The following is a 22,989-nucleotide window of genomic DNA, read 5'->3' as shown; positions in this document are numbered from 1 at the left end:
ACTCAATGGCTGTCATGCGGATGATCGGAGGGTTCGCTACGCCGTTGTGGCTCCCTGTGACGCATACCACGAGAAACGCCCTCACCCAGCACCCACCCCCAGCGGGTAAACAGATTAAGCAGATCCAGCACACCACCTTGCACGTGAGCCTTGTGCAATACCCGCTCCAGCCGGTTATCAGTGTCTCTGGTCAGGTTGTCTTGCGTCCCGGGTTCACGCAACAGTTCGCGCAAACGGGCTTCAATGGGATCGTCCATTACCGCAGCCTCCGTTTCAGTGGATACAGCGTTCTGACGCAAATCGGCCGAATGGTGTCACCATCCGGCCGCTCACGAAGGCTATCAGCAAGTGTTTCAGGGCATGCTCAGCGGTTCAGCCGAGACGATGATGCCGTTGTTGTCGGCATACACATACTCGCCCGGACGGAAGGTCACACCGGCAAAGGCCACCACCACGTTCAGATCACCGATACCGCGCTTGTCGGTTTTCATCGGGTGGCTGGCCAGCGCCTGGATACCTAGCGGCGTCTGTGCCAGCACATCAACGTCACGCACACAACCGTAGACGATGATGCCTTCCCAGCCGTTCTGCGCGGCCTTCTCGGCCAGCATATCGCCAAGCAGGGCACGACGCAGCGAGCCGCCGCCATCGACCACCATAACCTTGCCGCGGCCATCCAGCTCGACCTGCTGTTTGACCACCGAGTTGTCCTCGAAGCACTTCACTGTGACGATCTGACCGCCAAAGGAATCATGCCCGCCAAAGTTGCTGAACATCGGATCGACCACCGCCACATCCGGGTAGGCGTCACACAGGTCCGGGGTTACATAGTGCTGCATGGGAATCTCCTTGTGCTGTTCACTTCTGGCCTTCGGCAAGGAAGAACCAGGTATCCATCACCGAATCGGGGTTCAACGACACGCTGTCAATGCCCTGCTCCATCAGCCACTTGGCCAGATCCGGGTGATCCGACGGACCCTGACCACAGATACCAATGTACTTACCGGCCTTGCGACAGGCCACAATGGCATTCGACAGCAGTTTCTTCACCGCCGCATTCCGCTCATCGAACAGGTGGGCAATGATGCCGGAATCACGGTCCAGCCCCAGGGTAAGCTGGGTCAGGTCATTCGAGCCGATGGAGAAGCCGTCGAAGTGCTCGAGGAACTCGTCGGCCAACAGCGCATTGGCCGGCAGCTCGCACATCATGATCAGCCGCAAGCCGTTTTCACCGCGCTTCAGGCCGTTCTCTGCCAGCAATTCGACCACCTGAGCCGCCTCGCCAACGGTACGTACGAAGGGCACCATGATCTCGACATTGGTCAGACCCATCTCGTCGCGCACCCGCTTCATCGCCCGGCATTCCAGCTCGAAGCAGTCGCGGAAGGAGTCACTGATGTAGCGCGAGGCGCCACGGAAGCCGAGCATCGGGTTTTCTTCTTCCGGCTCGTACAGACGACCGCCGATCAGGTTAGCGTACTCGTTGGACTTGAAGTCCGACAGACGCACGATGACCTTTTTCGGCCAGAAGGCCGCCGCCAGGGTGCTGACGCCCTCGACCAGCTTATCGACATAGAACTCGACCGGATCGGGGTATCCGGCGATGCGCTTCTCGACGCTGTCACGCACATCCGCCGGCAGACCGGCAAAGTTCAGCAGCGCCTTGGGGTGCACCCCAATCATGCGATTGATGATGAACTCGAGGCGCGCCAGACCCACGCCGGCATTCGGCAGGTTGGCAAAATCAAAGGCGCGGTCGGGGTTGCCGACGTTCATCATGATCTGGAACGGCAGCGGCGGCATGGCATCGACGCTGTTGGTACGGATATCGAAGGACAGCTTGCCGGCATAAATCAGACCGGTATCGCCCTCGGCGCAGGACACCGTGACCTCCTGGCCATCCTGCAGTTCGCTGGTGGCATTACCACAGCCAACCACCGCCGGAATGCCCAGTTCGCGGGCAATGATCGCCGCGTGGCAAGTACGCCCGCCACGGTTTGTAACGATGGCGCTGGCGCGCTTCATGATTGGTTCCCAGTCCGGGTCGGTCATGTCGGAGACCAGCACATCGCCGGGCTGCACCTTGTCCATCTCGGACACATCGTGGATCACCTTGACCGGGCCCGAGCCGATACGCTGACCAATGGCACGCCCCTCGACCAGTACCTTGCCTTTTTCCTTGAGCAGGTAGCGCTCCATCACATTGGCGTTGCCACGGCTCTTCACGGTTTCCGGACGGGCCTGGACGATATACAGCTTGCCATCATCCCCGTCCTTGGCCCACTCGATATCCATCGGCCGGCCATAGTGCTTCTCGATGATCAGCGCCTGGCGTGACAGGCTGACCACTTCCTCATCGCTGATGCAGAAACGCGCGCGCTCTGCCGGGTCGACATCCACGGTCTTTACCGAGCGGCCGGCACTGGCCTCCTCGCCATAGACCATCTTGATCGCCTTGCTGCCGAGGTTGCGGCGCAGGATCGACGGGCGACCGGCTTCCAGTGTCGGCTTGTGTACATAGAACTCGTCAGGGTTGACCGCACCCTGCACCACGGTTTCACCCAAGCCATAGGCGCCGGTAATAAACACCACATCACGGAAACCGGATTCGGTGTCCAGGGTGAACATCACCCCGGCAGTACCGGTTTCCGAGCGCACCATGCGCTGTACACCGGCAGACAGCGCGACCAGCTTGTGGTCGAAGCCCTGATGTACGCGATAGGCAATCGCGCGATCATTGAACAAGGAGGCGAAAACTTCCTTGGCGGCACGGATCACATTGTCCACGCCACGAATATTCAGAAAGGTTTCCTGCTGACCGGCAAAGGAGGCATCCGGCAGATCCTCGGCGGTGGCCGAGGAACGCACGGCAACCGCCAGATTGTCGTTGCCGGCGCTCAGTTCGGCAAAAGCCTGACGAATCGCTGCGTCCAGCTCCGGGGAGAACTCGGCGTCCATCACCCACTGGCGGATCTGTGCGCCAGTGCGGGCCAGCGCGTTGACGTCATCCACATCCAGACTGTCGAGGGCTGCGTGAATACGTTCGTTGAGACCACTCTGCTCGAGAAAGTCACGGTAGGCCTGGGCAGTGGTAGCAAAACCGCCGGGAACCGATACGCCAGCATGTGCAAGGTTGCTGATCATTTCGCCCAGCGAGGCATTCTTGCCGCCTACCCGCTCCACATCTCCGACACCCAGGTGTTCGAATGACACTACGTACTCTTGCAAGGTGATCTCTCCGTATTGCAATGAATCGGGCGGCACCTCTGCACACTGTCTGGTCGGACAGGCGCAAATGCGCCACAATGCCGGACGAGCCCGTGCGGCTCGTATACGGGCACACACCACATCTTAAGGCTTCGCCGATGAAACGCACCGCTTTTTTCATATCCGACGGCACCGGCATCACTGCCGAAACACTGGGCCAGAGTCTGCTGTCGCAGTTCGAGAACGTGCAGTTCAGTAAACTGCTGCGGCCCTATGTGGATACCGTGGAAAAAGCGCGGGACATGGTACAACAAATCAATGCAGCTGCCGAGCGTGACGGGGTTCGACCAATCATCTTCGATACTGTCGTAAACAGCGACATTCGCGAGGTACTGGCCGAGTCCAACGGCTACACCCTGGACATTTTCGCTACTTTTCTGGCACCGCTGGAACAGGAGCTTGGCCACGGTTCGTCCTATTCAGTAGGCAAGTCGCACTCGATCCAGCACAACGGCCATTACAAGGACCGCATTGATGCCGTTCACTACGCCATGGACAACGACGATGGCGCCCGTACGCATCACTACAAGGATGCCGACATCATCCTGATTGGCGTGTCCCGCTGCGGAAAGACGCCGACCTGCCTGTACATGGCGTTGCAATACGGCATCCGCGCCGCCAATTACCCGCTGACCGAAGATGACATGGAGCGCTTGCAACTCCCTGCCAGCCTGCGCCCATTCAAGGACAAGCTGTTCGGCCTGACCATCGAGCCTGACCGCCTTGCCAGCATCCGTAACGAACGGCGACCGAACAGCCGCTATGCCAGCTTTTCACAATGCGAATTTGAAGTACGCGAAGTTGAAAACCTGTTCCGCAAGGAAAACATTTCCTTCATCAATTCCACACACTTCTCGGTAGAGGAAATTTCCGCCAAAATTCTGGTGGAAAAAGGCATAGAGCGGCGTCTCAAATAACCACCGCCCATTCCACAGGTCTATTGCTGCGCAGACACTCCAGTAATGCCAGGAGTTTACGTGGCAAGCGACCATGGTTATACAGCAGGTTTACAGGCATCGCTGGCGCCTGCCATGCCTCCAGGCAGCGCACCAGACTTCCGGGATGTGCCGCTTCGGCGCGCTGAGCATACCAGTCCGGCAAAACGCCCACCCCTTGGCCGCGGCGTATGACATCAAACTGCAAGCCAAGGCTGGAAGTACATATCGTCGGGCGCGGCGTGCTGGCTAACAGATCAGACTGCTGTACATGCTGCAAGGTCAGGCTCTCGCCACCGCATCGCAACATATCAAACCAGGCATGTGCACGCAGATCGGACGGCTGGCGCGGTTTGCCATGCGTTTGCAGATAGGCCGGGCTGGCATATAAGCCTACCGACCACTCACCCAGCCGTTCGCAACGCATGGCCTGATCACTGCAATCACCCAACCACAACCATAAATCTGCCTGACCGGATTGCAGCGCAGCCGGAGGTGCTGCACTGGGCACCACCTGCAAGCGCAGCCGGGGATGCTCACGCACAAACTGCTCGAGCAGAGCAGGCAACCAACCCCGCTCGAATGCATTATGGATATTCAACTGCACATCACCACTTACGCTGCCACGCAATTCATCCAGCGCAATCCGGCTCTGGTCGGCAAGATCGAGCATCTGACGACTGTAGCGATGGAACAGGCAACCGGCCTCTGTCGCCAGCATCCGGTTTGACTGTCGAAGCAGCAGCGGCTGCCCCAGTCTTTCTTCAAGCTGCGAAATACGCCGACTTAAAGTTGATTTGGGCACACCCAGTCGCGCTGCGACAGGTGTCAAGCCACCCTCTTCCACAACAGCCACAAAGACTTCCAGATCATTCAGATCAAACACAGAAAACAGCCCCGGTTTTTGTCTCTTAAAGAGATCATTCAATTGCGTTGCATTCTATTGCAAATGATAACCAGTACCAAATGAAATACCGTTCCATTTACTTGAACACGGTGTTCCCGAGGGATAGCTGGCAGCAAGACATGCAAATGAGTAGATTTCTCATCCGAAAATTCTACTCATTAAATCTGCCAAACCGAATTACAGGAGCCCTCATGAGCAAGAACACCACAGCATTGTTAGCCGGCAGCATCGGCCTGCTCGCTAGCAGCATCGCCATGGCCAACAATGGCACGCCTGTGCGACTGGCCGATACCGTGGTAAGCGCCGCCGGGTTCGAACAGAAAATCACTGACGCGCCGGCCAGTATCAGTGTGATCAGCGCAGAACAACTGCGTCAGAACCGCTACAGCAACCTGGCCCAGGCGCTGGATGGGATTGAAGGTGTAGATATACGCCAGGGTACCGGGAAGACAGGCGGTTTGAACATCAGCCTGCGAGGCCTGCCCAGTGAATATACGCTGATCCTGGTCGACGGCCGCCGACAGAACAGCGCCGGAAATGTCACACCCAACGGCTTTGGTGAAACAGCCACCAGCTTTATGCCACCTATGTCGGCAATTGAGCGCATCGAGGTCATCCGTGGGCCGATGTCCACCTTGTATGGCTCGGATGCCATGGGCGGTGTAATTAATATCATCACCAAAAAAGTTGCCGCCGAATGGGGCGCCAGCGCCACAATTGACCACGTTTTTCAGGAAAACAGCGACTACGGCGAAAGCACCCGCACAACCTTGTATGCCAGCGGCCCGCTGGTTGACAACCTGCTGGGACTTGCCTTGCGTGGCAGCTACTACGACCGGCAGGCTTCTGATCTTGAATTCAGTAACGGCAGTACTGTTAGCCGCCGTGGTGCAGCACCAGTAGAAGGCGACAACTTCGTCGCCGGCGCACGTCTGAGCCTTACGCCAACTGATGCTCAGGATTTCTACCTGGATGTCGAGCGTGGCCTGCAGACCTATAACAACGATGAATGCCAGCTAGGCAACCTTGACGGCAGAAGCGGCGGCAACGCCAGTACCGGATGTACCGGCAGCGCGCCGCTGCGTGCCAACGGCTACAAGGACCAACTGCGCTTCAGTCGTAACCAGCTGGTGGCCGGTCACAACGCCAGACTGGCCTTCGGTCAGCTGAGCAGCAGCCTGACGCGCAACGTTACCGAAACCCTCGGCCGGACCATTCCCGGCACACCGATCGGCCAGTCCTACGCAGGCTTTCCCGGCATCATTATCGGCGCTGATCGTGAACTCAAGTCAACCGACCTGATCCTCGACAGCAAACTGACCACTGCGCTGATCGACCGGCATGTCACCACTATTGGCGTGCAGTGGTGGGACGCTGAAGTGAAGGACGGGATTGCCGACGAACGCTTCCAGCAAACCTCCTGGTCAGTGTTTGCCGAAGATGAATGGCGCCTGCGCGATGATCTGGCCCTGACTCTGGGCGGGCGCTACGAGAACCACGACGCGTTCGGCGGTCATATCAGTCCGCGCGCCTACCTGGTATGGAATACCACCGATAACTGGACCCTCAAGGGCGGTGTAAGCCGCGGCTATAAAACGCCGTCCCTGAACCAGTTGCATGACGGCATCAGTGGTGTCACCGCCCAGGGCGCAACGCTCACCATAGGCACCCCAAGCCTGGATCCGGAAATCACCACCAATACCGAAATCGGTATCTATTACGACAACCTGGACAGCTTCAATGCCAACCTCACGCTGTTCCAAAATCGCTTCAAGGACAAGATAGACGATGGCACGCCGTTGCCAAACTGCTTCTCGGCAGACCCGTCAGTACCGGCAAACCTGCCGGGCTGCATCAGCTTTGGGCCAGGTTTTACCCAGGCTGAATACGCACAAAGCACCAACATCGGCAAGGCCGAGACCCAGGGTGTGGAAATTGCGGGCAAATGGCAGTTTGCGCCGGCCTGGAGCCTGAGTGCCAACTACACCCTGACCGAGAGTGAACAAAAGAGCGGCATCAACCGTGGCGCGGCGCTGACCAACACACCAAAGCACCTGCTCGCGGCACGCCTGAACTGGGACCTGAACAGCCGTGCATCACTCTGGCTCAAGGGCGAATACCGCAGCAAGCGCGAGCGCTTTACCGATCGCTACGAAAACCTGTCGGCCGCCAACCAGGCCCTGTATGACCAGGCCGGCGATCTCAAGGCCTACGAGGTCTTTCACCTGGGCGGCTCATTCCGCGCCACCGAGCAGCTCAATTTCAACGCCGCACTCTACAACCTGTTAGACAAGGACTTCACCAAAGGCACCTTCTACACCACCAACACAGGCACAACAGCCTGGGTATCGAACTACATCCAGACCGGCCAATCCACCGATGGCACCCTGGAGGAAGGGCGTCGCCTGTGGCTGTCGGCGACTTACGAGTTCTAAGCCCTGCTACGGCCTGCAACGCCCCGCTTGCGGGCGTTGCAGGCCGCCTCTGCATAAACTGTTGCGCCCGGCAACAGGCTAGCTGTACGGCGACAGAAATAATCTGCAGCAGTAGTCTTTAGCAGACCGTCAACTGCTCCGGCCTGTACCATGTATACCCCGCCCCAGACCGTCTCCCTTCGCCACGACCATAGCCTGAGCGCCCTTAGCGCCGGACTGCTGGCGGTCTTTACCGGCTATGCCGGATCACTGATTCTGATCATCCAAGCGGCACAGGCCGCAGGACTGAATGCAGCCCAGACAACCTCTTGGGTGTGGGCCGTATCTGTCGGCATGGGGCTTGGATCACTTCTGATGTCACTGCATTATCGCCTGCCACTGCTGCTGGTCTGGTCAACGCCCGGCGCTGCGCTGCTGGCCGTCAACCTGCCGGGCATCGCCTTTGCCGAAGCCGTCGGCGCTTATCTGGTCAGTGGTCTGCTGGTGATTCTGAGCGCGTTGTTCACGCCACTCACCCGATTGGCCAGACGATTACCGTCTACACTGGCAGCCGCGCTGCTCGCCGGCATCCTGTTCCAGTTGGGCACACAGGTTTTCCTGGCTGGTGCCGCAGACAGCTGGCTGGTTCTGCCAATGCTGGCTGTCTGGTTGTTATGCAGCCACTGGACACCGCGCTTGGCCATTCCGCTGGCCCTGCTGACCGGTTTGCTGATAGCCGGTCAGCAGGGCCGCCTGGAACTGGGCAGTATCAACTGGCAGTTGGCGCAGCCGGTCTGGCAAACCCCGCAGTTCAGTGTGCAGGCCCTGTTCAGTCTGGCTCTGCCTCTTTATTTACTGGCGATGACCGCACAGAACCTGCCGGGGCTGGCGGTTCTGCAAACCGACGGATACCGTCCACCAGTTCGCGGCGTATTACTGGGCAGTGGTCTGATGTCCCTGCTGCTGGCGCCCTTTGGCAATCACGGTATGACCCTGGCCGCCATTACTGCGGCCCTGTGTACCGGCGAGCAGACACATGCCGACCCTCGTCGGCGTTATATGGCCTGCGTATGGGCTGGAGTGGCCTGCCTGGCGATTGCGCTGTTTGCCGGCAGCCTGGGTAGCTTGCTGCTGCATCTGCCAGGCAGTCTGATCAGCACCCTCGCCGGACTGGCACTGTTGGGCACCATCGGCAGTGGGCTGTCGCAGGCGATGCACAACAGTGAGCAACGCCATGCAGCGCTACTGACCTTTATGGTCACCGCCTCGGGCGTATCCGCAGGCGGTCTTGCCGCACCCTGCTGGGGCTTGCTGGTGGGTCTGCTGTGGCTGGGCTTGCAGCGGTTGCGGCAACGACAATTGCTGCGACAATGAGTCGGTTGCGACCTGCCATCCAACTGCGTAGGCTTTAACCAATACAGCGCGTTCGGATGACTGATTACGGCCGCTCAATTGAGGATAATCCCATGAAAAAACTGCTGCTTCCCCTGCTGCTGGTATCTGGTCTGACCCAGGCGGCCGACCCGCTACACATCGACGTATACCGCGACCCCTACTGCGGCTGCTGCACTGCCTGGATCGACCATCTTAAGGACAACGGCTTCAGCGTTGCCGATCACATTCGCGACGACATGCGCAGCGTCAAGCAAGAGCTGGGTGTACCGGGTGAGCTGGCGTCCTGCCACACCGGCGTGATCAACGGGCAGTTTGTCGAGGGTCATGTACCAGCCACCGACATCCAGCGCATGCTGGAGCAAGACAACCTTCTGGGGATTGCCGTACCGGGTATGCCGGTAGGCTCGCCGGGGATGGAAATAGGCAACCGCGTGGATGCCTATGATGTCATCGCACTGGACAGGAAAAAGCGCGCAAAAGTGTTTGCCAGTTACCCCTGATCAACCGGCAAAGGGCTAAGCACGTGGCGGTTGCGACCGCCACGCTTGGCTGCATACAGGCACTCGTCCGCCTCATGCAGCCAGCTTGGCCAATCAGTTATACCGCGATGAAGCAGGCAACCACCGATAGAAACGGTGACCCGACCACCCGGACTACGCAACTGTTGCTCTACCGACTGGCGAATATGTTCGGCGGCCCGTTCCAGCCCCGCCTGATCTACCTTGGGCAACAGCAGTACAAACTCCTCCCCTCCAAGCCTGAACAACCGGTCTGAAGTACGGCTGACCCGATCCAGTATCGCAACAAACTCCTTCAGCACAGTATCGCCCGCTTTATGCCCATACTGATCATTGATCTGCTTGAAGTTATCCAGATCCAGCAAGAGTAGTCCATAGGTATGCCCGTAACGCTTCTGTTCGGTCATCGCAATTGCCAGCTCTCGCTCCATGGTTCGACGATTACCGGCACCCGTCAGCGGGTCCAGCGTAGCCAGCAGATTCAGTTGCTCGCGCTGACGACGGCCACGGTAGGCAAACACAAAAGCAAACAGACTGGCCAGCGAACTGGTTACGGCAAAGGAACCCATCTGGTAGTGGCTTTCAAATACTTCGCCCGGATATACCAACCCATAGGCGCAGATCGCCAGCAACGCGCTCATGGTGGCGATCAGGCTCTGGCGCGGAGGGACAACGAAAAAGTTGAACAGGATCAGATTGTAGAACCAGAAAAGGCCATTTACACCTAGGTTAATAGCCACCAGAACTGTGCCGGCGGAATACACCAATGCCAGAAAATGCCCAGGTTTTATCGTATCGCCACTAACCCAGGCATATCGCACACAAGCCAGCGTACAGAGCACCAAAAAACTATCGACGACACCAACCAGCCAATTACCTTCTATCAGGCGGAAAATGGCATAGGGTGTAATACCGACGAAGGAAACCAGCGCGACCATCATGATGATCGACAACTGAAAATCGTTTTTCAGGCGAATCCAAAACTCGCTCATGGACCCTCGCATGGATAAGGCCGGCAAAGTCTTTTTGTTGACGCCAGAAAGACGTATCTCAGGCGTACTTTACTCGCGAGTATATACCCTCACCCTAGCGAATGATAGCAGCAGGCCTTTATATTCAAAGACCTGTATCACAAAACTGAAAAGAAGCTGAAGTGTTTACTGGTCAAACCGTAGCAGCACGATCCTGAATGCGCTTGACCATCGCGCGCAAGCCATTGCCTCGGGTTGGGCTCAGGTGCTTGAGCAGGTTGAGCTGTTCGAAGTAGTCCTCGACATCAAAGGCCAGCACCTGCGCCGGGGTCTTGCCGTTGTAGGCGGCCAGCACCACGGCCAGCAGCCCCTTGACGATAAAGGCATCGCTGTCGGCCTGGAAATACAGCTTGCCATCACGCAGCTCACTGTCCAGCCACACCTGGCTCTGGCAGCCGCGCACCAGGTGCTGTTCGGTTTTCAGCGCGTCATCCATCGGCGGCAGCTCGCGGCCCAGGTCAATGATGTACTTGTAGCGATCTTCCCAACTGTCGAAAAACGACAGGTTGTCGATAATGTCAGCGCTGCTGATATCGGTACCGAATTCACTCATCAGAAAAACATCCCGGTTTCCAGTTGCGCCTCTTCACTCATCATCTCGCGACTCCACGGCGGATCGAACACCAGTTCGACCTTCACCTCGCGCACATTCGGCACCAGTCGCACCCGGTACTCGACATCCCCCACCAGCACCGGGCCCATGCCGCAGCCCGGCGCGGTCAGGGTCATGCGGATATCCACCCGGCCGGCTGCCTGGTCGATGTCCACCGAATAGATCAGCCCGAGATTCACCAGATCTACCGGAATCTCCGGGTCGAACACGCTTTTCAGCGCGGTCCACACCTGATCCTCATGGATCAGCGAATCGGTCGGCGCAGGGAACTCGAGAATCTCGCGCTCCAGCCCCAACTTGTCGGCATCGGTGCCGTCCACGCGGACCATCTGGCCGTGGTAGGTCACCGTGTAGTTGCCACCCAGGGCCTGGGTAATTGTCACAAAGGTATCCTTAGGGATGGTCAGCGGCGTGCCATCCGGAACCCTGCGCGCAGGACAATCGGCCTGCGCTACCACCATGCGTCTTTCCATTCAATTCACACTGAAGCTTTCGCCGCAACCGCACTGGTCTTTGACGTTGGGATTGATAAAGCGGATCTGTCGGTTGATGCCTTCCTTGACCAGGTCAATCTCGGTCCCGGATATCACCGACAGGCTGTCGCGGTCGACCAGCAGCTCCACCTGTTCGTCGAGCGGGTAATGCAGATCATCGGCCTTGCCCTGCTCGACCAGTTCGATGTCATACATAAAACCGGTGCAACCACTTTTCTTCACGCTCAGGCGCACACGCTTGCCGGCCTGCCCAGCCAGCTGGCGACGGAAGTGCTCAAGGGCCGCCGGGGTCACACTGACCACCTGACTGGCCGGATCGAAGGCTTCGACGGACATGATGATCTCCTAGAGAAACTGGCGAACCTTGTCGAGCGCCGCAAACAGGCGGTCAACATCGTCTCGCGTATTGTAGAAGCTGAAACTGGCACGCACCGTACCGGGTATCCCGTACTGGTCCATGATCGGCTGGGCGCAGTGGTTGCCGGTACGCACCGCCACCCCCTGCTGGTCCAGCAGCATGCCGACATCCGCCGGGTGTGCGCCCTCCAGCAAAAAGCTCATGACACTGGTCTTGTGCGCCGCCGTGCCGACCAGCCGCAGCCCCGGCACCTGCCGTGCACGCTCCTCGGCATAGGCCAGCAGTGCCTGTTCGTGGGCCGCCGCGCCGGCGCGGTCAAGGCCGTTCAGGTAGTCGATGGCCGCACCAAAGCCAATAACGCCGGCAATATCCGGCGTGCCGGCCTCGAACTTGTAGGGCAACTGGTTGTAGCGGGTACCGGCAAAACTGACGGTCTCAATCATTTCGCCGCCACCCTGGTACGGTGGCATCGCCTCGAGCAATGCAGCCTTGCCATACAGCACACCCACCCCGGTGGGACCAAACAGCTTGTGCGCGGAAAACGCATAGAAATCGCAATCCAGCGCCTGCACATCCACCGGGAAATGGCCGACCGCCTGGGCTCCGTCGATCAGGCAGAAGGCGCCGGCGGCATGCGCCAGGGCAATGATCTGCTCGACCGGATTGATGCTGCCCAGCGCATTCGACACATGTCCGCAGGCCACCATGCGCACTCGCCCTGCTTCCAGCATGGCCTGCAAGGCCGACAGATCCAGGGTGCCGCTGGCATCCACCGGAATCGGCTCGACGCTGGCGCCGCGTTCGGCGGCGACCATTTGCCAGGGCACTATGTTGGAGTGGTGCTCCATCGCCGATACCAGAATGCGGTCACCGGCCTGTAACTGGCTGCGGCCCCAGCTGGCGGCCACCAGGTTGATGGCCTCGGTGGTGCCGCGGGTCCAGATCAGCTCGCGACTTTCCGCCGCGTTGAGAAAGCCCTGCAGCTTGATTCGCGCCGCCTCGAAGGCCTGGGTCGCGCGGTCGGCCAGCGTATGCGCACCCCGGTGCACATTGCTGTTGTCCTGACGGTAGTAGTCACAGATCGCCTGAATCACCGCCTCCGGCTTCTGCGTGGTAGCGGCGTTGTCCAGATACACCAGCGGCTGGCCGTTGACCTGCTGCTGCAGAATCGGAAAATCCGCACGCACCCGCTCGGCATCAAAGGGCGCGACAGTCGCCGGCAGCTCACTCATAGCCCAGTTGCCCCACATGCTCGTCGGCCTCGCCAAACAGCGCCGCCAGCCGCGGACGCAGGTAATCCTGAATGGCCTGCTCCGGCACCTGGCTGAGCAGCTCGTTGATAAAACCAAAGCTCAGCAGGGTACGCGCCTCGGCGGCGGATACGCCACGGCTCTGCAAATAGTAGAGTGCCGTTTCATCAAGCTGGGCAATGGTCGCACCGTGCGCACAGCGCACGTCATCAGCATAGATTTCCAGCTCCGGCTTGGTATCCACCTCGGCCTGCGGCGAGGTCAGCAAGTTGCGGTTGCTCAGCTCGGCCAGGGTTTTCTGCGCCTGCGGATGAATATGAATACGCCCGTTGAAAACCGCCTTGGCCGAATCGCCAATGATGCCGCGGAACACCTCGTTGCTGGTGCAGTGCGGCACACAATGTTCGACATTGGTGTGGTAGTCGATCAACTGGCGATTGCGCGGCAGATACACGCCATGCAGCTCCAGGTGTGCGCCCGGGCCACGATGGTTGACCTGATAGTCGATACGCTTCAGCCGGCTGCCCTGGGCCAGGGTAAAGCCGTGGAAACGCGCATCGCGCTGCAGGTCCACGTGCACACCGCCGACATGCAGCAGGTCTTCCTGCTCCAGATTGATGCGGTAGTGCTGCATGCGCGAATTGGCGCCAACCAGCACCTCGGTCAGGCTGTTGACGAAGCCGTTCTGCGGCGCACTGGTGGACACATAATGCTCGATCAGCTCGGCCTCGGCGTTGTCTTCCAGCACCACCAGCACCCGCTGACTGGCGGCGGCCGGCTCGGCCTCCGGCGTCGACACGTTGAGCAGATAGACCGGCTTGGCGAGTTTCTGGCCACGCGCCACATGCAGCAGCACACCCTCGGCGGCCCAGGCATTGCTCAGTGCGGCAAACAGGTGCCGCTGGCTGTCCACCACCTTGCCCAGATGCTGGCCAATCAGCGCCTGCTGCGCGGCATCCGCCGAACCGAACAGGCTGACCCCGGCCGGCAGCGCATCGGAACGCGCCGCATCAAACTGGCCATTGACGAATACCAGGGTGGTGGCGTCCAGCTCAATACGCTCAATCTGCGCGTCCCAGCCGCTCTGGCTGGCCTGCGCCCAACGTGCCGGCGCGGCCTGCGCCAGTGGCGTCAGTGGAGTGTATTTCCACAATTCAGTCTTGCGCGTCGGCCAGCCAGCAGCGGCCCAGCGCGCGGCGCCATCACTGCGCAACGCCTGCAGCCAGGCGGGTGCCTGCTGCTCGGCGGCCAGTGCCAGTGCCTGTTGTTGAAAGTTGCTCATCGGTTCAGCCCTCGCCATCCAGCCAGCTGTAACCCTTGGCTTCCAGCTCCAGTGCCAGGCTCTTGTCGCCAGACTTGACGATGCGCCCACCGGCCAGCACGTGCACATGGTCAGGCACAATGTAATCAAGCAGGCGCTGGTAGTGGGTCACCACGATAAAGCTGCGCTGGCCGTCACGCATGGCGTTGACGCCATCGGCGACCACCTGCAGGGCGTCGATATCCAGCCCCGAATCGGTCTCATCGAGAATGCACAGGGCCGGCTCCAGCAGCATCATCTGCATGATCTCGTTGCGCTTCTTCTCGCCACCGGAGAAACCCTCGTTGACCCCACGCTTGAGAAACGCCGGATCCAGGTTGACGCGCTTGCTGGTCTCGCGCGCCAGCTTCATGAACTCCACCGCCGACAGCTCCGGCAGGCCCATGTGCTTGCGCTTGGCATCCACCGAGACCTTGAGGAACTCCATGTTGCTCACCCCGGGAATCTCCACCGGGTACTGAAAAGCCAGGAACAGCCCTTCACGGGCCCGCTCCTCGGTTTCCAGCTCGAACAGATCCTTGCCCTTGAAGCTGACGCTGCCACCGGTCACTTCATAACCGGGCCGCCCGGACAGCACATTACCCAGGGTGCTCTTGCCCGAGCCATTGGGCCCCATGATGGCATGCACTTCACCCGGCTTGATCTCCAGGGACAGGCCCTTGAGGATGTCTTTCTCTTCAACTTTCGCGTGCAAGTCTTTGATGGATAACATTTTAGAAACCTGTAAAGCGTAAAAAACTATCAGGCGACCCGCACGGATCAGCCCACCGAACCTTCCAGACTGACCTCGAGCAGCTTGCCGGCCTCGACCGCAAACTCCATCGGCAGCTCCTTGAATACCTCGCGGCAGAAGCCGTTGACGATCATCGACACCGCCTTCTCCGCATCCAGACCACGCTGCTGGCAGAGGAACAGTTGATCATCACTGACCTTGGAGGTGGTCGCTTCGTGCTCGACTACCGCGTTGGGGTTCTTGCTTTCGATATAGGGGAATGTATGCGCCCCGCAGCGGTCGCCAATCAGCAGCGAATCGCACTGGGTGTAGTTGCGCGCCCCATCGGCGCCCGGGTTGATTCGCACCAGCCCGCGATAGGCACTGTTGCTGCGCCCGGCGGAGATCCCCTTGGCGACGATGGTCGAGCGGGTGTTCTTGCCCAGGTGAATCATCTTGGTGCCGGTATCAGCCTGCTGAAAATTGTTGGTCAGCGCCACCGAATAGAACTCGCCAACACTGTTGTCGCCCTTGAGGATACAGCTGGGGTACTTCCAGGTTACCGCCGAACCGGTTTCCACCTGGGTCCAGGAGATCTTCGCATTGGTATGCGCAACACCGCGCTTGGTGACGAAATTGAAGATACCGCCCTTGCCCTCGGCATCGCCGGGGTACCAGTTCTGCACCGTGGAATACTTGATCTGCGCATTATCCAGTGCCACCAGCTCGACCACCGCCGCATGCAGCTGGTTTTCATCGCGCATCGGCGCAGTGCAGCCTTCCAGATAGCTGACGTGAGCCCCCTCGTCACAAATGATCAGGGTGCGCTCAAACTGCCCGGTGTTCATCTCGTTGATACGGAAGTAGGTCGACAGCTCCATCGGGCAACGCACGCCCTTGGGGATATAGACGAAGGAGCCGTCGGAGAACACCGCCGAGTTCAGCGCCGCATAGAAGTTGTCCTTCTGCGGCACCACACTGCCCAGATACTTCTGCACCAGCTCGGGATGGTTTTTGATCGCATCGCTGATCGGGCAGAAGATCACCCCGGCCTCGGCCAGCTTCTCGCGGAAGGTGGTCACCACCGACACCGAGTCAAACACCACATCCATCGCCACCCCGGCCAGCACTTCCTGTTCGTGCAGCGGAATGCCCAGCTTTTCATAGGTGCGCAACAGTTCCGGATCAACTTCGTCGAGGCTCTTCGGCTTGTTGGCCATGCTCTTCGGCGCGGAATAGTAGGACACCGCCTGAAAATCGATCTGCGGGTAGTGCACATGGGCCCAGGTCGGCTCGTCCATTTCCTGCCAGGCACGGAAGGCCTTCAGGCGCCATTCGAGCATCCACTCCGGTTCTTCCTTCTTCGCCGAGATGAAGCGAATCACCTCTTCGTTCAGGCCCGGCGGCAGGGTATCGGACTCAATGTCCGAGTGGAAACCGGCGGCATACTCATTCTTGATCAGGCTTTCGACTTCGTCAGTCACGGTTATCACCTCAAAGGCACGACCAACCCACAGGGGTCAGCCAGCAACAGTCTCAGGCTTGCAGCACGGCCAGCTGCAATGGTCACGGCTCTAAATTGGCCGTTTGTGAATCCCTGCGCTCCACGCACCTCTGCGTGCGCCGGTGGAGCAGTGTGCGTGGCAGGTTAAATGATACGTTCAAGAACTATCTGGCGATTGGCGGCAACCTGTCTATCCTGCCGCAGGCGCACCTGCTGGATATCGTCGCGGGACACCAGATCGGCCAGACTGATCTGCCCGAGAAACTCGCGCAAACGATCACTCAGATCCGACCACAGATGGTGCGTCAGGCAGTGCGTACCATCCTGACAGTCACCCTTGCCAAGACAGCGGGTGGCATCCATCGAATCGTTTACGGCTTCGACAATGTCGGCCACACTGATACTGTCGGCAGCACCCGCCAAACGGTAACCACCACCCGGCCCGCGCACGCTGTCGACCAGCCTGTGCCGGCGCAGCTTGGCAAAGAGTTGTTCAAGGTAGGAAACGGACACACCCTGACGGCTGGAAATGTCCGCCAGGGTGATGGGACCCTGCTCTTCGTGCAACGCCAGATCGAGCATGGCCGTAACGGCATAGCGACCCTTGGTAGTCAGACGCATGATAATGCCCCGAGCAAATTCAAAGTGGGCCGACTATGCAATATCCAAGTATTTTAGTCAACTATTAACCCGCTAATGCCGCTTCGCAAACCCGTGTATTTTACGGGGTTTATGCCGTGCCGGCAAAAGGAATGCCAGCAGAGCCGGAGCAAAAGTCCCATGAATGACGAAAAATCCATCCCACGCCACGGGGGTGATACAAAGCCCCTAACAGTGCTATTGTCTGACGGTTTTTTGATACTGCAACCAGGGAGCATCCCGCATGAGTCATCATCTTGAGTTCTACATCAACGGCCAATGGGTTAAACCGCAGGGCACCCAGACCCTCGACGTGATCAACCCCGCCACCGAAGACGCGATAGCCACCATCGCTCTTGGCAACGCCGCCGATGTCGATCTGGCCGTTGCCGCTGCACGCAAGGCCTTTGAAAGCTACTCGCAGACCACCCGCGAAGAGCGCATTGCCCTGCTTGAGCGTATTCTCGATGTCTTCAAGAAGCGCATGGGCGAAGTGGCCGAAGCCATCACGGCTGAAATGGGCGCCCCCGACAAACTGTCACAAATGGCCCAGGCACCGTCCGGCGTCGGCCACTTTGCCGCTGCCCTGCACGCCCTGAAGAACTTCGAATTCGAAGAGCAGATCGGCACCACCCAGGTAGTCAAGGAACCGATCGGCGTATGCGGCCTGATCACCCCGTGGAACTGGCCGATGAACCAGCTGACCTGCAAGGTCGCCCCGGCACTGGCCACCGGCTGCACCATGGTGCTCAAGCCCTCCGAAGTGGCGCCGCTGTCTGCCCTGCTGCTGGCCGAAATCCTCGACGAAGCCGGTGTACCGCCGGGCGTGTTCAACCTGGTCAATGGCGACGGCCCGACTGTCGGCGCCGCCATGTCCGCTCACCCGGATATCGACATGATGTCCTTCACCGGCTCAACCGGCGCCGGTCGCCAGGTGATGATCAACAGCGCCGGCACCATCAAGCGCGTGGCCCTGGAACTGGGCGGCAAGTCTGCCAACATCCTGCTGGATGATGTCAACTTCGAGAAAATGGTCGCCCACGCAGTTCTTACCTGCATGAACAACACCGGCCAGTCGTGCAACGCACCGACCCGTCTGCTGGTTCCGGCCAACCGCATGGACGACGTCGCCGCCATCGCCAGCGCCGTGATCACCAAGGTCAAGGCCGGTGATCCCAAGGCACCTGACACGGTCAACGGCCCGGTAGTTTCCAAGGCCCAGTGGCTGAAGATTCAGGACCTGATCCAGAAAGGCATCGACGAGGGCGCCACCCTGCTGGCCGGCGGCACCGGTCTGCCTGATGGCCTGAGCAAGGGCTATTACGTCAAGCCGACCATCTTCACCCACGTAACCAACGAGATGACCATCGCCCGCGAGGAAATCTTCGGCCCGGTACTGTCGATCATCGCCTACGAGGATGAAGACGACGCCGTGCGTATCGCCAACGACACCGTCTACGGCCTGTCCGGCTATGTCTCCTCGGCCGATCTGGAGCGTGCCCGCAAGGTCGCCCGGCGCATCCGTACCGGCATGGTGCACCTGAACGGTGCCGCACTGGACAACAACGCCCCGTTCGGCGGCTACAAGCAGTCCGGCATCGGCCGCGAATGGGGCCACCACGGTTTCGAGGACTTCCTCGAAATCAAGTCGATCTTCGGCTACCACCCCAAGCAGGCCTGAGCCTGACACGGCGGGCCTGACCCGCCAGGCAATACCGACCGGCCCCTGCACACCAGGGGCCGGTTTTTTTTGTGATACAGCTATGTGCATTGGCTGAAACCGCAGTGACACACCCATGACGTGCAACTGTCGTGCTGCTGTCGTGGCAAACTGAGCGACAGCAAGGCACAGTGATCGCTCCGCAATAACGAGGAAATCTGCAACATGTCAGTCCAGAAATTGCGCCTCAGGCACGGCTGGTCACAGCAGCAACTGGCCGACGCCAGCGGCCTGAGCGTACGCACGGTGCAACGCATCGAAGCCGGCCAGCCGGCCAGTGTCGAGACGCTGAAGTCCCTGGCTGCCGTGTTTCAGGTGGAATTCAGCACACTGGACCCGGAGCAATCCATGCACAACCCAAGCGACAGCCAGGCCGCCCAACAGGAAGCCGAAGCCTTCAACTATGTCCGCCGCCTGCGCGGCTTCTATCGCCACCTGATCTGCTGGGTTGCGGTGATACTGCTACTGCTGGCAATCAACCTGCTGGTCACCCCGCATCGCCTGTGGGTGCTCTGGGTGATTGCCGGCTGGGGAATTGGCCTGGCGCTGCACGCCTTCAGGGTATTTCGCCCAGTCTGGCTGTTTGGCCCCGAATGGGAGCGCCGGCAGGTGGAAAAACGGCTGAGCAGGCCGCTCTAGGCACAACCAGCTACAGCTGGTTGGACTGGCACAGAATCAGCCGCTGGCCCAGCCCATTCCGGGCACTTGGCAATCACTGGCAAAGCCCGCATCATTGCCACTCGCCCAAGGCAAGGAAAACACCGTCAATGGATCTGATAAAACTCACCAACCGGGTAGCCCTGATCAGCGTACTGCTGCTGGTCTACTGGGTATTCATCTTTATCTGCTCCAGCGTGTTCGGCTTCAAGGTCGTGCAAACGCAGATGACCGAAATGTTCATGCTCAGCATTCTCGGTATCTTCGCCATCCTGGCTGGCGCCATCATCCTCAACATCATGTACAACCTCACCGCGATTGCCCGTGGCCGGCCGCAACCGCAAGCCATCAGCCCGACCCGCAGCCGCCGGCTCAGCCTGCTGTTTGCCGGCTCCTTCGCCCTGATCTTCGCCCTGCTCTATCTGGGCGATGCCGCCACCACCAGCAAGCGCGAACGCACCCTGCTGGATACCGCCAGCCACCTGATCGAAGAGCAGCAAACCATCATCCAGCGGCTCGGCAACTATCGCTTCGAACGTGACTACATCGCGCAGGCCACCAACGACCTGATTCGCCTGCAACGCATCGAGTCGCAGTTCCCGCAGATTACCGTGATCGTTCGCGACAGCATCGAGGATGACCTTGTACTGATGGGGTTCAGCAGCACCAACAAACTCAGGGACAACCAGCCTCCTAGCAGGCTTGACTACCTGGTCAGCACCACAGCCCCCGAGCGCCGCTACCTGCATGGGGTGTTCGACGCTGTCATCAGTGAGCCGCGCTACAGCAGCCAGAACAACAAGCAGGAAGTTTTCTATCCAATAGTCACCGGCCAGGGCCGGATAGTCCTGCACCTGTCGCAATTCAACCGCTACGGCAAGTTCGGTTCCTGAGCCAAACCAAGAGAACCGCCCTAGGCTGGCGCCTGTTACCGCTGTCGCCAGGCTGCAGAAGCCCTGACTGAGGGTTATCTGGCCTGTCCCGCCTGGCGGCTCAACGCCTCCTGCAGAATGCGCGCCTTGAATCCCTCACGCTCCAGTTGCTCAAGCACAACCGCCAATTCAATGGCCAACTGCGCATGACGGCGGTTCAGGTAATGGTAGAGGGTGAACCGGACTACCGGCTCGGGCAAGCGGTTCAGATGCGACCAGTCCGGGCCGCTCACCGGTGACAGCCCTTCAATGTCCGAAGCCAGCGCCAGATCGGCACGGCCATATTCGAGAAGCCTGCGCATCTGCTCATAGTTCTCCGCTGGCAGCGGATACATGTCCAGGGCTTCTGCCGTCTGCTCGGCAATCAAAACGCCACGCCGCACTACCGCATTCAGTCGCCTGCCATTGCCCCGTGGCAAGCTGCTGGCATCGGGATCAAGCACTACCGCAAACAAGCCGGCCTGCAGCAATGGATAGTCAACCCGCCGCAGGTTCGGATAATGCTCGGCAACCGTCGCAATACGGAACAGATCGCCATCCAGCTCACCACGGTCTGCCAGATACTAGGCGCGCCGCGAGGGCAGCACCAGCACCTGCATGTCCACACCCAAACGGGCATAGGCTTCCTTTAGCAAGGCCATGCCAGCAACCGTACTGGGCACATCATCAATAACCGCGATACGCACCTGCTCAGGGTAGGTGCCGGCATAACCCGCAGGCGCGCCGCAGCAAGCCAGAGCCATCAGGGCACAGAACATACAATTGACCAGCACGCGCGGAAAACCGACACCCATAGTGATCCCTCATGCAGGTTGTTGCGCCAAGTATAGGCACAGCCGCGCTGGGCGCTTGGCAATCCGTGGTAAAGCTCGCATCATTGCCGGCACCCCAAACTCCGGGACAAACGCATCAACAGCCCATCGCCATGACCCCAGCCATCAACCTGCTGCGCCAGCAAAAAATCACTCACCAGGTACATGAATACAGCCACGACCCAGGCGCCGCTTCCTATGGTCTGGAAGCAGCCGAAAAACTCGGCCTGGACCCGCAGCAGGTGTTCAAGACACTGGTGGTACAGATCGACGGCAAATCACTGGCCGTGGCGATTATTCCGGTGGCCGCCAGGCTCGGCATGAAGCAGATCGCCAAGGCCGCCGGCGGCAAAAAGGCCGAGATGGCTGATCCTGCTGCGGTTGAGCGCAGCACCGGCTATGTGCTGGGCGGCGTCAGCCCGCTCGGCCAGAAAAGACGCCTGCCAACCTGGATAGACAGCAGCGCCGCCAGCCTGCCGAGCATCCACATCAGCGCCGGCCGGCGTGGCCTGGAAATCGAGATAGCCCCCGACGATCTGGCCATGCTTACCAATGCAGGGTTTACAGCGTTGGCACACTGGGGTTGATGGCAGACAGCCCGATCGGAAACACGGAGAGTCGATGAACAAACTCAAAGACGAGTTACTGGCAACCAGCCTGCCCGCATGGAGAAAGAAAGGCTTCTTTCTGAGCATTGCCGCGATCAGCCTGTTCCCGCTGTTCATTGCCTTTTACAGCGCCCGCCCTGATCTGGCAGAAGGCCTGTGGAAGACGCGTCACTTGATCGGCATCGGCCTCGTGCAGGCACTCGCACAACTTGCCCTAGCCTGGTACGCCCTGAAAAACCCGGTACCCAACTATGTGCTTCTGAGCCTGCTCACCATCACCCTGATGTTTCAGGTGACCTACGGAATTTCCGTGATACTGCTGTCACTCGCGTGACAGGCAATGGCATACCACACTGGCGAGACTGAGCAGGCCAGCTATAGTCAAACCTCTGATATCTGACCTGTGATGTGAGGATTCTGGTCATGCAACATAACGGACATTGTCTGTGCGGGGCGATTGGCTTTGAAGTTAAAGGCGAACCAAATGTGGTCGCGGTATGTCATTGCCGGGACTGCCAGCGCAGCGCCGGTGCCCCCATGGTCAGCTGGGCGATGTTTCCCGAGTCGGCCCTGCGCATCACCAAGGGGCAACCAAAAACCATCAACTCATCCGGCACCGCCATGCGCAGCTTCTGCGCCGACTGCGGCAGCGGTCTGTTCTACCGCAACGAAGCGGTGCTGCCCGGCATAGTCGATGTACAGACCGCCACCCTGGACAACCCCGAAGCACTGCCCCCGGCCATGCAGATCCAGACCGCCGAGCGCCTGGAGTGGATGCAGCATCTGGCGGATCTGCCGGAGTTTCAGCGCTTCCCTGAATAACACCCAGACTGAACAGCTGTCCTGCGAGCAATCCTCATTACAAATGAAAGCCCCCTGCCCGCCGGATCATTACATGACAG

At 59.5% G+C, this 22,989-nt stretch carries 25 protein-coding genes; 10 read left to right on the top strand and 15 right to left on the bottom strand.

Annotated features, from left to right (window positions below):
• Positions 1-2: 2 nt before the first annotated feature.
• The 3 genes from BMZ23_RS06165 to ppsA form a co-directional block, all read right to left on the bottom strand.
• A complete protein-coding gene (locus BMZ23_RS06165) occupies positions 3-257 on the bottom strand; it encodes a hypothetical protein (protein ID WP_093474122.1) in 255 nt (84 codons plus the stop codon).
• A 96-nt stretch (positions 258-353) separates the two neighbouring features.
• Positions 354-839 carry a ribonuclease E activity regulator RraA gene (rraA, locus tag BMZ23_RS06160; RefSeq protein WP_093474119.1) on the bottom strand — a complete coding sequence of 162 codons (486 nt, stop codon included), beginning with the start codon at positions 837-839 and terminating at the stop codon, positions 354-356.
• 19 nt (positions 840-858) lie between these two features.
• Positions 859-3,228, bottom strand: a complete 2,370-nt coding sequence (ppsA, locus tag BMZ23_RS06155; RefSeq protein ID WP_093474116.1) for a phosphoenolpyruvate synthase — start codon at positions 3,226-3,228, stop codon at positions 859-861.
• Between the two features lie 137 nt (positions 3,229-3,365).
• Here ppsA and ppsR point away from each other — a divergent pair, with 137 nt between their 5' ends.
• Positions 3,366-4,184, top strand: coding sequence for a posphoenolpyruvate synthetase regulatory kinase/phosphorylase PpsR (gene ppsR, locus BMZ23_RS06150; RefSeq protein ID WP_093474113.1), 819 nt, complete (start codon positions 3,366-3,368; stop codon positions 4,182-4,184).
• Here ppsR and BMZ23_RS06145 read toward each other — a convergent pair.
• Positions 4,177-5,088: a LysR family transcriptional regulator gene (locus BMZ23_RS06145; RefSeq protein WP_177197232.1), complete on the bottom strand. Its 912-nt coding sequence runs from the start codon at positions 5,086-5,088 to the stop codon at positions 4,177-4,179. The two genes, ppsR and BMZ23_RS06145, sit on opposite strands and share 8 nt — an antisense overlap.
• A 212-nt stretch (positions 5,089-5,300) precedes the next feature.
• Here BMZ23_RS06145 and BMZ23_RS06140 point away from each other — a divergent pair, with 212 nt between their 5' ends.
• The 3 genes from BMZ23_RS06140 (at position 5,301) to BMZ23_RS06130 (ending at position 9,418) form a co-directional block, all read left to right on the top strand.
• Complete coding sequence (locus BMZ23_RS06140; RefSeq protein ID WP_093474107.1) at positions 5,301-7,544, top strand: TonB-dependent receptor domain-containing protein; 2,244 nt, start codon at positions 5,301-5,303, stop codon at positions 7,542-7,544.
• 150 nt (positions 7,545-7,694) lie between these two features.
• Positions 7,695-8,897, top strand: coding sequence for a benzoate/H(+) symporter BenE family transporter (locus BMZ23_RS06135; RefSeq protein ID WP_093474104.1), 1,203 nt, complete (start codon positions 7,695-7,697; stop codon positions 8,895-8,897).
• 92 nt (positions 8,898-8,989) lie between these two features.
• Positions 8,990-9,418 carry a DUF411 domain-containing protein gene (locus BMZ23_RS06130; protein WP_093474101.1) on the top strand — a complete coding sequence of 143 codons (429 nt, stop codon included), beginning with the start codon at positions 8,990-8,992 and terminating at the stop codon, positions 9,416-9,418.
• Here BMZ23_RS06130 and BMZ23_RS06125 read toward each other — a convergent pair.
• From BMZ23_RS06125 to iscR, 9 genes are all read right to left on the bottom strand, one after another.
• Entirely contained in the window at positions 9,409-10,428 is a 1,020-nt protein-coding gene (locus BMZ23_RS06125) for a GGDEF domain-containing protein (RefSeq protein ID WP_245748137.1), read from the bottom strand. The genes BMZ23_RS06130 and BMZ23_RS06125 overlap by 10 nt on opposite strands.
• A 172-nt stretch (positions 10,429-10,600) precedes the next feature.
• Positions 10,601-11,020, bottom strand: a complete 420-nt coding sequence (locus tag BMZ23_RS06120; RefSeq protein ID WP_093474097.1) for a SufE family protein — start codon at positions 11,018-11,020, stop codon at positions 10,601-10,603.
• Positions 11,020-11,541: a putative Fe-S cluster assembly protein SufT gene (sufT, locus tag BMZ23_RS06115; protein ID WP_093474094.1), complete on the bottom strand. Its 522-nt coding sequence runs from the start codon at positions 11,539-11,541 to the stop codon at positions 11,020-11,022. Before sufT ends, BMZ23_RS06120 begins: the two co-directional genes overlap by 1 nt.
• A 12-nt stretch (positions 11,542-11,553) precedes the next feature.
• Positions 11,554-11,910, bottom strand: a complete 357-nt coding sequence (locus BMZ23_RS06110) for a HesB/IscA family protein (protein ID WP_093474091.1) — start codon at positions 11,908-11,910, stop codon at positions 11,554-11,556.
• 9 nt (positions 11,911-11,919) lie between these two features.
• Positions 11,920-13,164 carry an aminotransferase class V-fold PLP-dependent enzyme gene (locus BMZ23_RS06105; RefSeq protein WP_093474278.1) on the bottom strand — a complete coding sequence of 415 codons (1,245 nt, stop codon included), beginning with the start codon at positions 13,162-13,164 and terminating at the stop codon, positions 11,920-11,922.
• Complete coding sequence (gene sufD / locus BMZ23_RS06100; RefSeq protein WP_093474088.1) at positions 13,157-14,464, bottom strand: Fe-S cluster assembly protein SufD; 1,308 nt, start codon at positions 14,462-14,464, stop codon at positions 13,157-13,159. Before sufD ends, BMZ23_RS06105 begins: the two co-directional genes overlap by 8 nt.
• 4 nt (positions 14,465-14,468) lie before the next feature.
• Positions 14,469-15,215: a Fe-S cluster assembly ATPase SufC gene (gene sufC / locus BMZ23_RS06095; RefSeq protein ID WP_093474085.1), complete on the bottom strand. Its 747-nt coding sequence runs from the start codon at positions 15,213-15,215 to the stop codon at positions 14,469-14,471.
• 47 nt (positions 15,216-15,262) lie between these two features.
• Positions 15,263-16,699 carry a Fe-S cluster assembly protein SufB gene (gene sufB, locus BMZ23_RS06090; RefSeq protein WP_093474082.1) on the bottom strand — a complete coding sequence of 479 codons (1,437 nt, stop codon included), beginning with the start codon at positions 16,697-16,699 and terminating at the stop codon, positions 15,263-15,265.
• A gap of 164 nt (positions 16,700-16,863) precedes the next feature.
• On the bottom strand, positions 16,864-17,340 hold the full coding sequence (gene iscR / locus BMZ23_RS06085) for a Fe-S cluster assembly transcriptional regulator IscR (RefSeq protein ID WP_093474079.1): 477 nt from the start codon (positions 17,338-17,340) through the stop codon (positions 16,864-16,866).
• A 262-nt stretch (positions 17,341-17,602) separates the two neighbouring features.
• Here iscR and BMZ23_RS06080 point away from each other — a divergent pair, with 262 nt between their 5' ends.
• From BMZ23_RS06080 to BMZ23_RS06070, 3 genes are all read left to right on the top strand, one after another.
• Positions 17,603-19,039: an aldehyde dehydrogenase family protein gene (locus BMZ23_RS06080; RefSeq protein ID WP_093474077.1), complete on the top strand. Its 1,437-nt coding sequence runs from the start codon at positions 17,603-17,605 to the stop codon at positions 19,037-19,039.
• Positions 19,040-19,243: 204 nt separating this feature from the next.
• On the top strand, positions 19,244-19,717 hold the full coding sequence (locus BMZ23_RS06075) for a 2TM domain-containing protein (protein ID WP_093474074.1): 474 nt from the start codon (positions 19,244-19,246) through the stop codon (positions 19,715-19,717).
• A 128-nt stretch (positions 19,718-19,845) separates the two neighbouring features.
• Complete coding sequence (locus BMZ23_RS06070) at positions 19,846-20,628, top strand: hypothetical protein (RefSeq protein ID WP_093474071.1); 783 nt, start codon at positions 19,846-19,848, stop codon at positions 20,626-20,628.
• A gap of 74 nt (positions 20,629-20,702) precedes the next feature.
• Here the strand turns inward: BMZ23_RS06070 and BMZ23_RS06065 are convergent, their stop codons facing one another.
• The gene (locus BMZ23_RS06065) at positions 20,703-21,137 is read right to left on the bottom strand and encodes a hypothetical protein (RefSeq protein WP_093474068.1); all 435 of its coding nucleotides are present in this window, start codon (positions 21,135-21,137) and stop codon (positions 20,703-20,705) included.
• Between the two features lie 93 nt (positions 21,138-21,230).
• A complete protein-coding gene (locus BMZ23_RS06060; protein WP_218143573.1) occupies positions 21,231-21,440 on the bottom strand; it encodes a hypothetical protein in 210 nt (69 codons plus the stop codon).
• Positions 21,441-21,592: 152 nt separating this feature from the next.
• Here BMZ23_RS06060 and ybaK point away from each other — a divergent pair, with 152 nt between their 5' ends.
• From ybaK to BMZ23_RS06045, 3 genes are all read left to right on the top strand, one after another.
• Positions 21,593-22,066, top strand: coding sequence for a Cys-tRNA(Pro) deacylase (gene ybaK / locus BMZ23_RS06055; RefSeq protein WP_093474062.1), 474 nt, complete (start codon positions 21,593-21,595; stop codon positions 22,064-22,066).
• A gap of 34 nt (positions 22,067-22,100) precedes the next feature.
• On the top strand, positions 22,101-22,421 hold the full coding sequence (locus BMZ23_RS06050; RefSeq protein WP_093474059.1) for a hypothetical protein: 321 nt from the start codon (positions 22,101-22,103) through the stop codon (positions 22,419-22,421).
• 89 nt (positions 22,422-22,510) lie between these two features.
• Positions 22,511-22,909, top strand: coding sequence for a GFA family protein (locus tag BMZ23_RS06045; protein ID WP_093474056.1), 399 nt, complete (start codon positions 22,511-22,513; stop codon positions 22,907-22,909).
• Positions 22,910-22,989 lie beyond the last annotated feature (80 nt).

It is taken from the genome of Halopseudomonas yangmingensis, assembly GCF_900114825.1.
Lineage (GTDB): Bacteria > Pseudomonadota > Gammaproteobacteria > Pseudomonadales > Pseudomonadaceae > Halopseudomonas > Halopseudomonas yangmingensis.
The sequence above is the reverse complement of the archived record's forward strand: the minus strand, read 5'-3'. Positions and strand labels throughout refer to the sequence as shown.

Excerpts from the sequence above, each read along its gene's own strand:
- BMZ23_RS06135 (WP_093474104.1), top strand. The coding sequence starts at position 7,695 with ATGTATACCCCGCCCCAGACCGTCTCCCTTCGCCACGACCATAGCCTG.
- BMZ23_RS06050 (WP_093474059.1), top strand. The coding sequence starts at position 22,101 with ATGAACAAACTCAAAGACGAGTTACTGGCAACCAGCCTGCCCGCATGG.
- ybaK (WP_093474062.1), top strand. The coding sequence starts at position 21,593 with ATGACCCCAGCCATCAACCTGCTGCGCCAGCAAAAAATCACTCACCAG.
- sufT (WP_093474094.1), bottom strand. The coding sequence starts at position 11,541 with ATGGTGGTAGCGCAGGCCGATTGTCCTGCGCGCAGGGTTCCGGATGGC.
- BMZ23_RS06165 (WP_093474122.1), bottom strand. The coding sequence starts at position 257 with ATGGACGATCCCATTGAAGCCCGTTTGCGCGAACTGTTGCGTGAACCC.
- BMZ23_RS06075 (WP_093474074.1), top strand. The coding sequence starts at position 19,244 with ATGTCAGTCCAGAAATTGCGCCTCAGGCACGGCTGGTCACAGCAGCAA.
- BMZ23_RS06140 (WP_093474107.1), top strand. The coding sequence starts at position 5,301 with ATGAGCAAGAACACCACAGCATTGTTAGCCGGCAGCATCGGCCTGCTC.
- BMZ23_RS06045 (WP_093474056.1), top strand. The coding sequence starts at position 22,511 with ATGCAACATAACGGACATTGTCTGTGCGGGGCGATTGGCTTTGAAGTT.
- iscR (WP_093474079.1), bottom strand. The coding sequence starts at position 17,340 with ATGCGTCTGACTACCAAGGGTCGCTATGCCGTTACGGCCATGCTCGAT.
- BMZ23_RS06120 (WP_093474097.1), bottom strand. The coding sequence starts at position 11,020 with ATGAGTGAATTCGGTACCGATATCAGCAGCGCTGACATTATCGACAAC.
- BMZ23_RS06070 (WP_093474071.1), top strand. The coding sequence starts at position 19,846 with ATGGATCTGATAAAACTCACCAACCGGGTAGCCCTGATCAGCGTACTG.
- ppsR (WP_093474113.1), top strand. The coding sequence starts at position 3,366 with ATGAAACGCACCGCTTTTTTCATATCCGACGGCACCGGCATCACTGCC.
- BMZ23_RS06080 (WP_093474077.1), top strand. The coding sequence starts at position 17,603 with ATGAGTCATCATCTTGAGTTCTACATCAACGGCCAATGGGTTAAACCG.
- sufC (WP_093474085.1), bottom strand. The coding sequence starts at position 15,215 with ATGTTATCCATCAAAGACTTGCACGCGAAAGTTGAAGAGAAAGACATC.
- sufD (WP_093474088.1), bottom strand. The coding sequence starts at position 14,464 with ATGAGCAACTTTCAACAACAGGCACTGGCACTGGCCGCCGAGCAGCAG.
- BMZ23_RS06105 (WP_093474278.1), bottom strand. The coding sequence starts at position 13,164 with ATGAGTGAGCTGCCGGCGACTGTCGCGCCCTTTGATGCCGAGCGGGTG.
- rraA (WP_093474119.1), bottom strand. The coding sequence starts at position 839 with ATGCAGCACTATGTAACCCCGGACCTGTGTGACGCCTACCCGGATGTG.
- BMZ23_RS06125 (WP_245748137.1), bottom strand. The coding sequence starts at position 10,428 with ATGAGCGAGTTTTGGATTCGCCTGAAAAACGATTTTCAGTTGTCGATC.
- BMZ23_RS06110 (WP_093474091.1), bottom strand. The coding sequence starts at position 11,910 with ATGTCCGTCGAAGCCTTCGATCCGGCCAGTCAGGTGGTCAGTGTGACC.
- BMZ23_RS06130 (WP_093474101.1), top strand. The coding sequence starts at position 8,990 with ATGAAAAAACTGCTGCTTCCCCTGCTGCTGGTATCTGGTCTGACCCAG.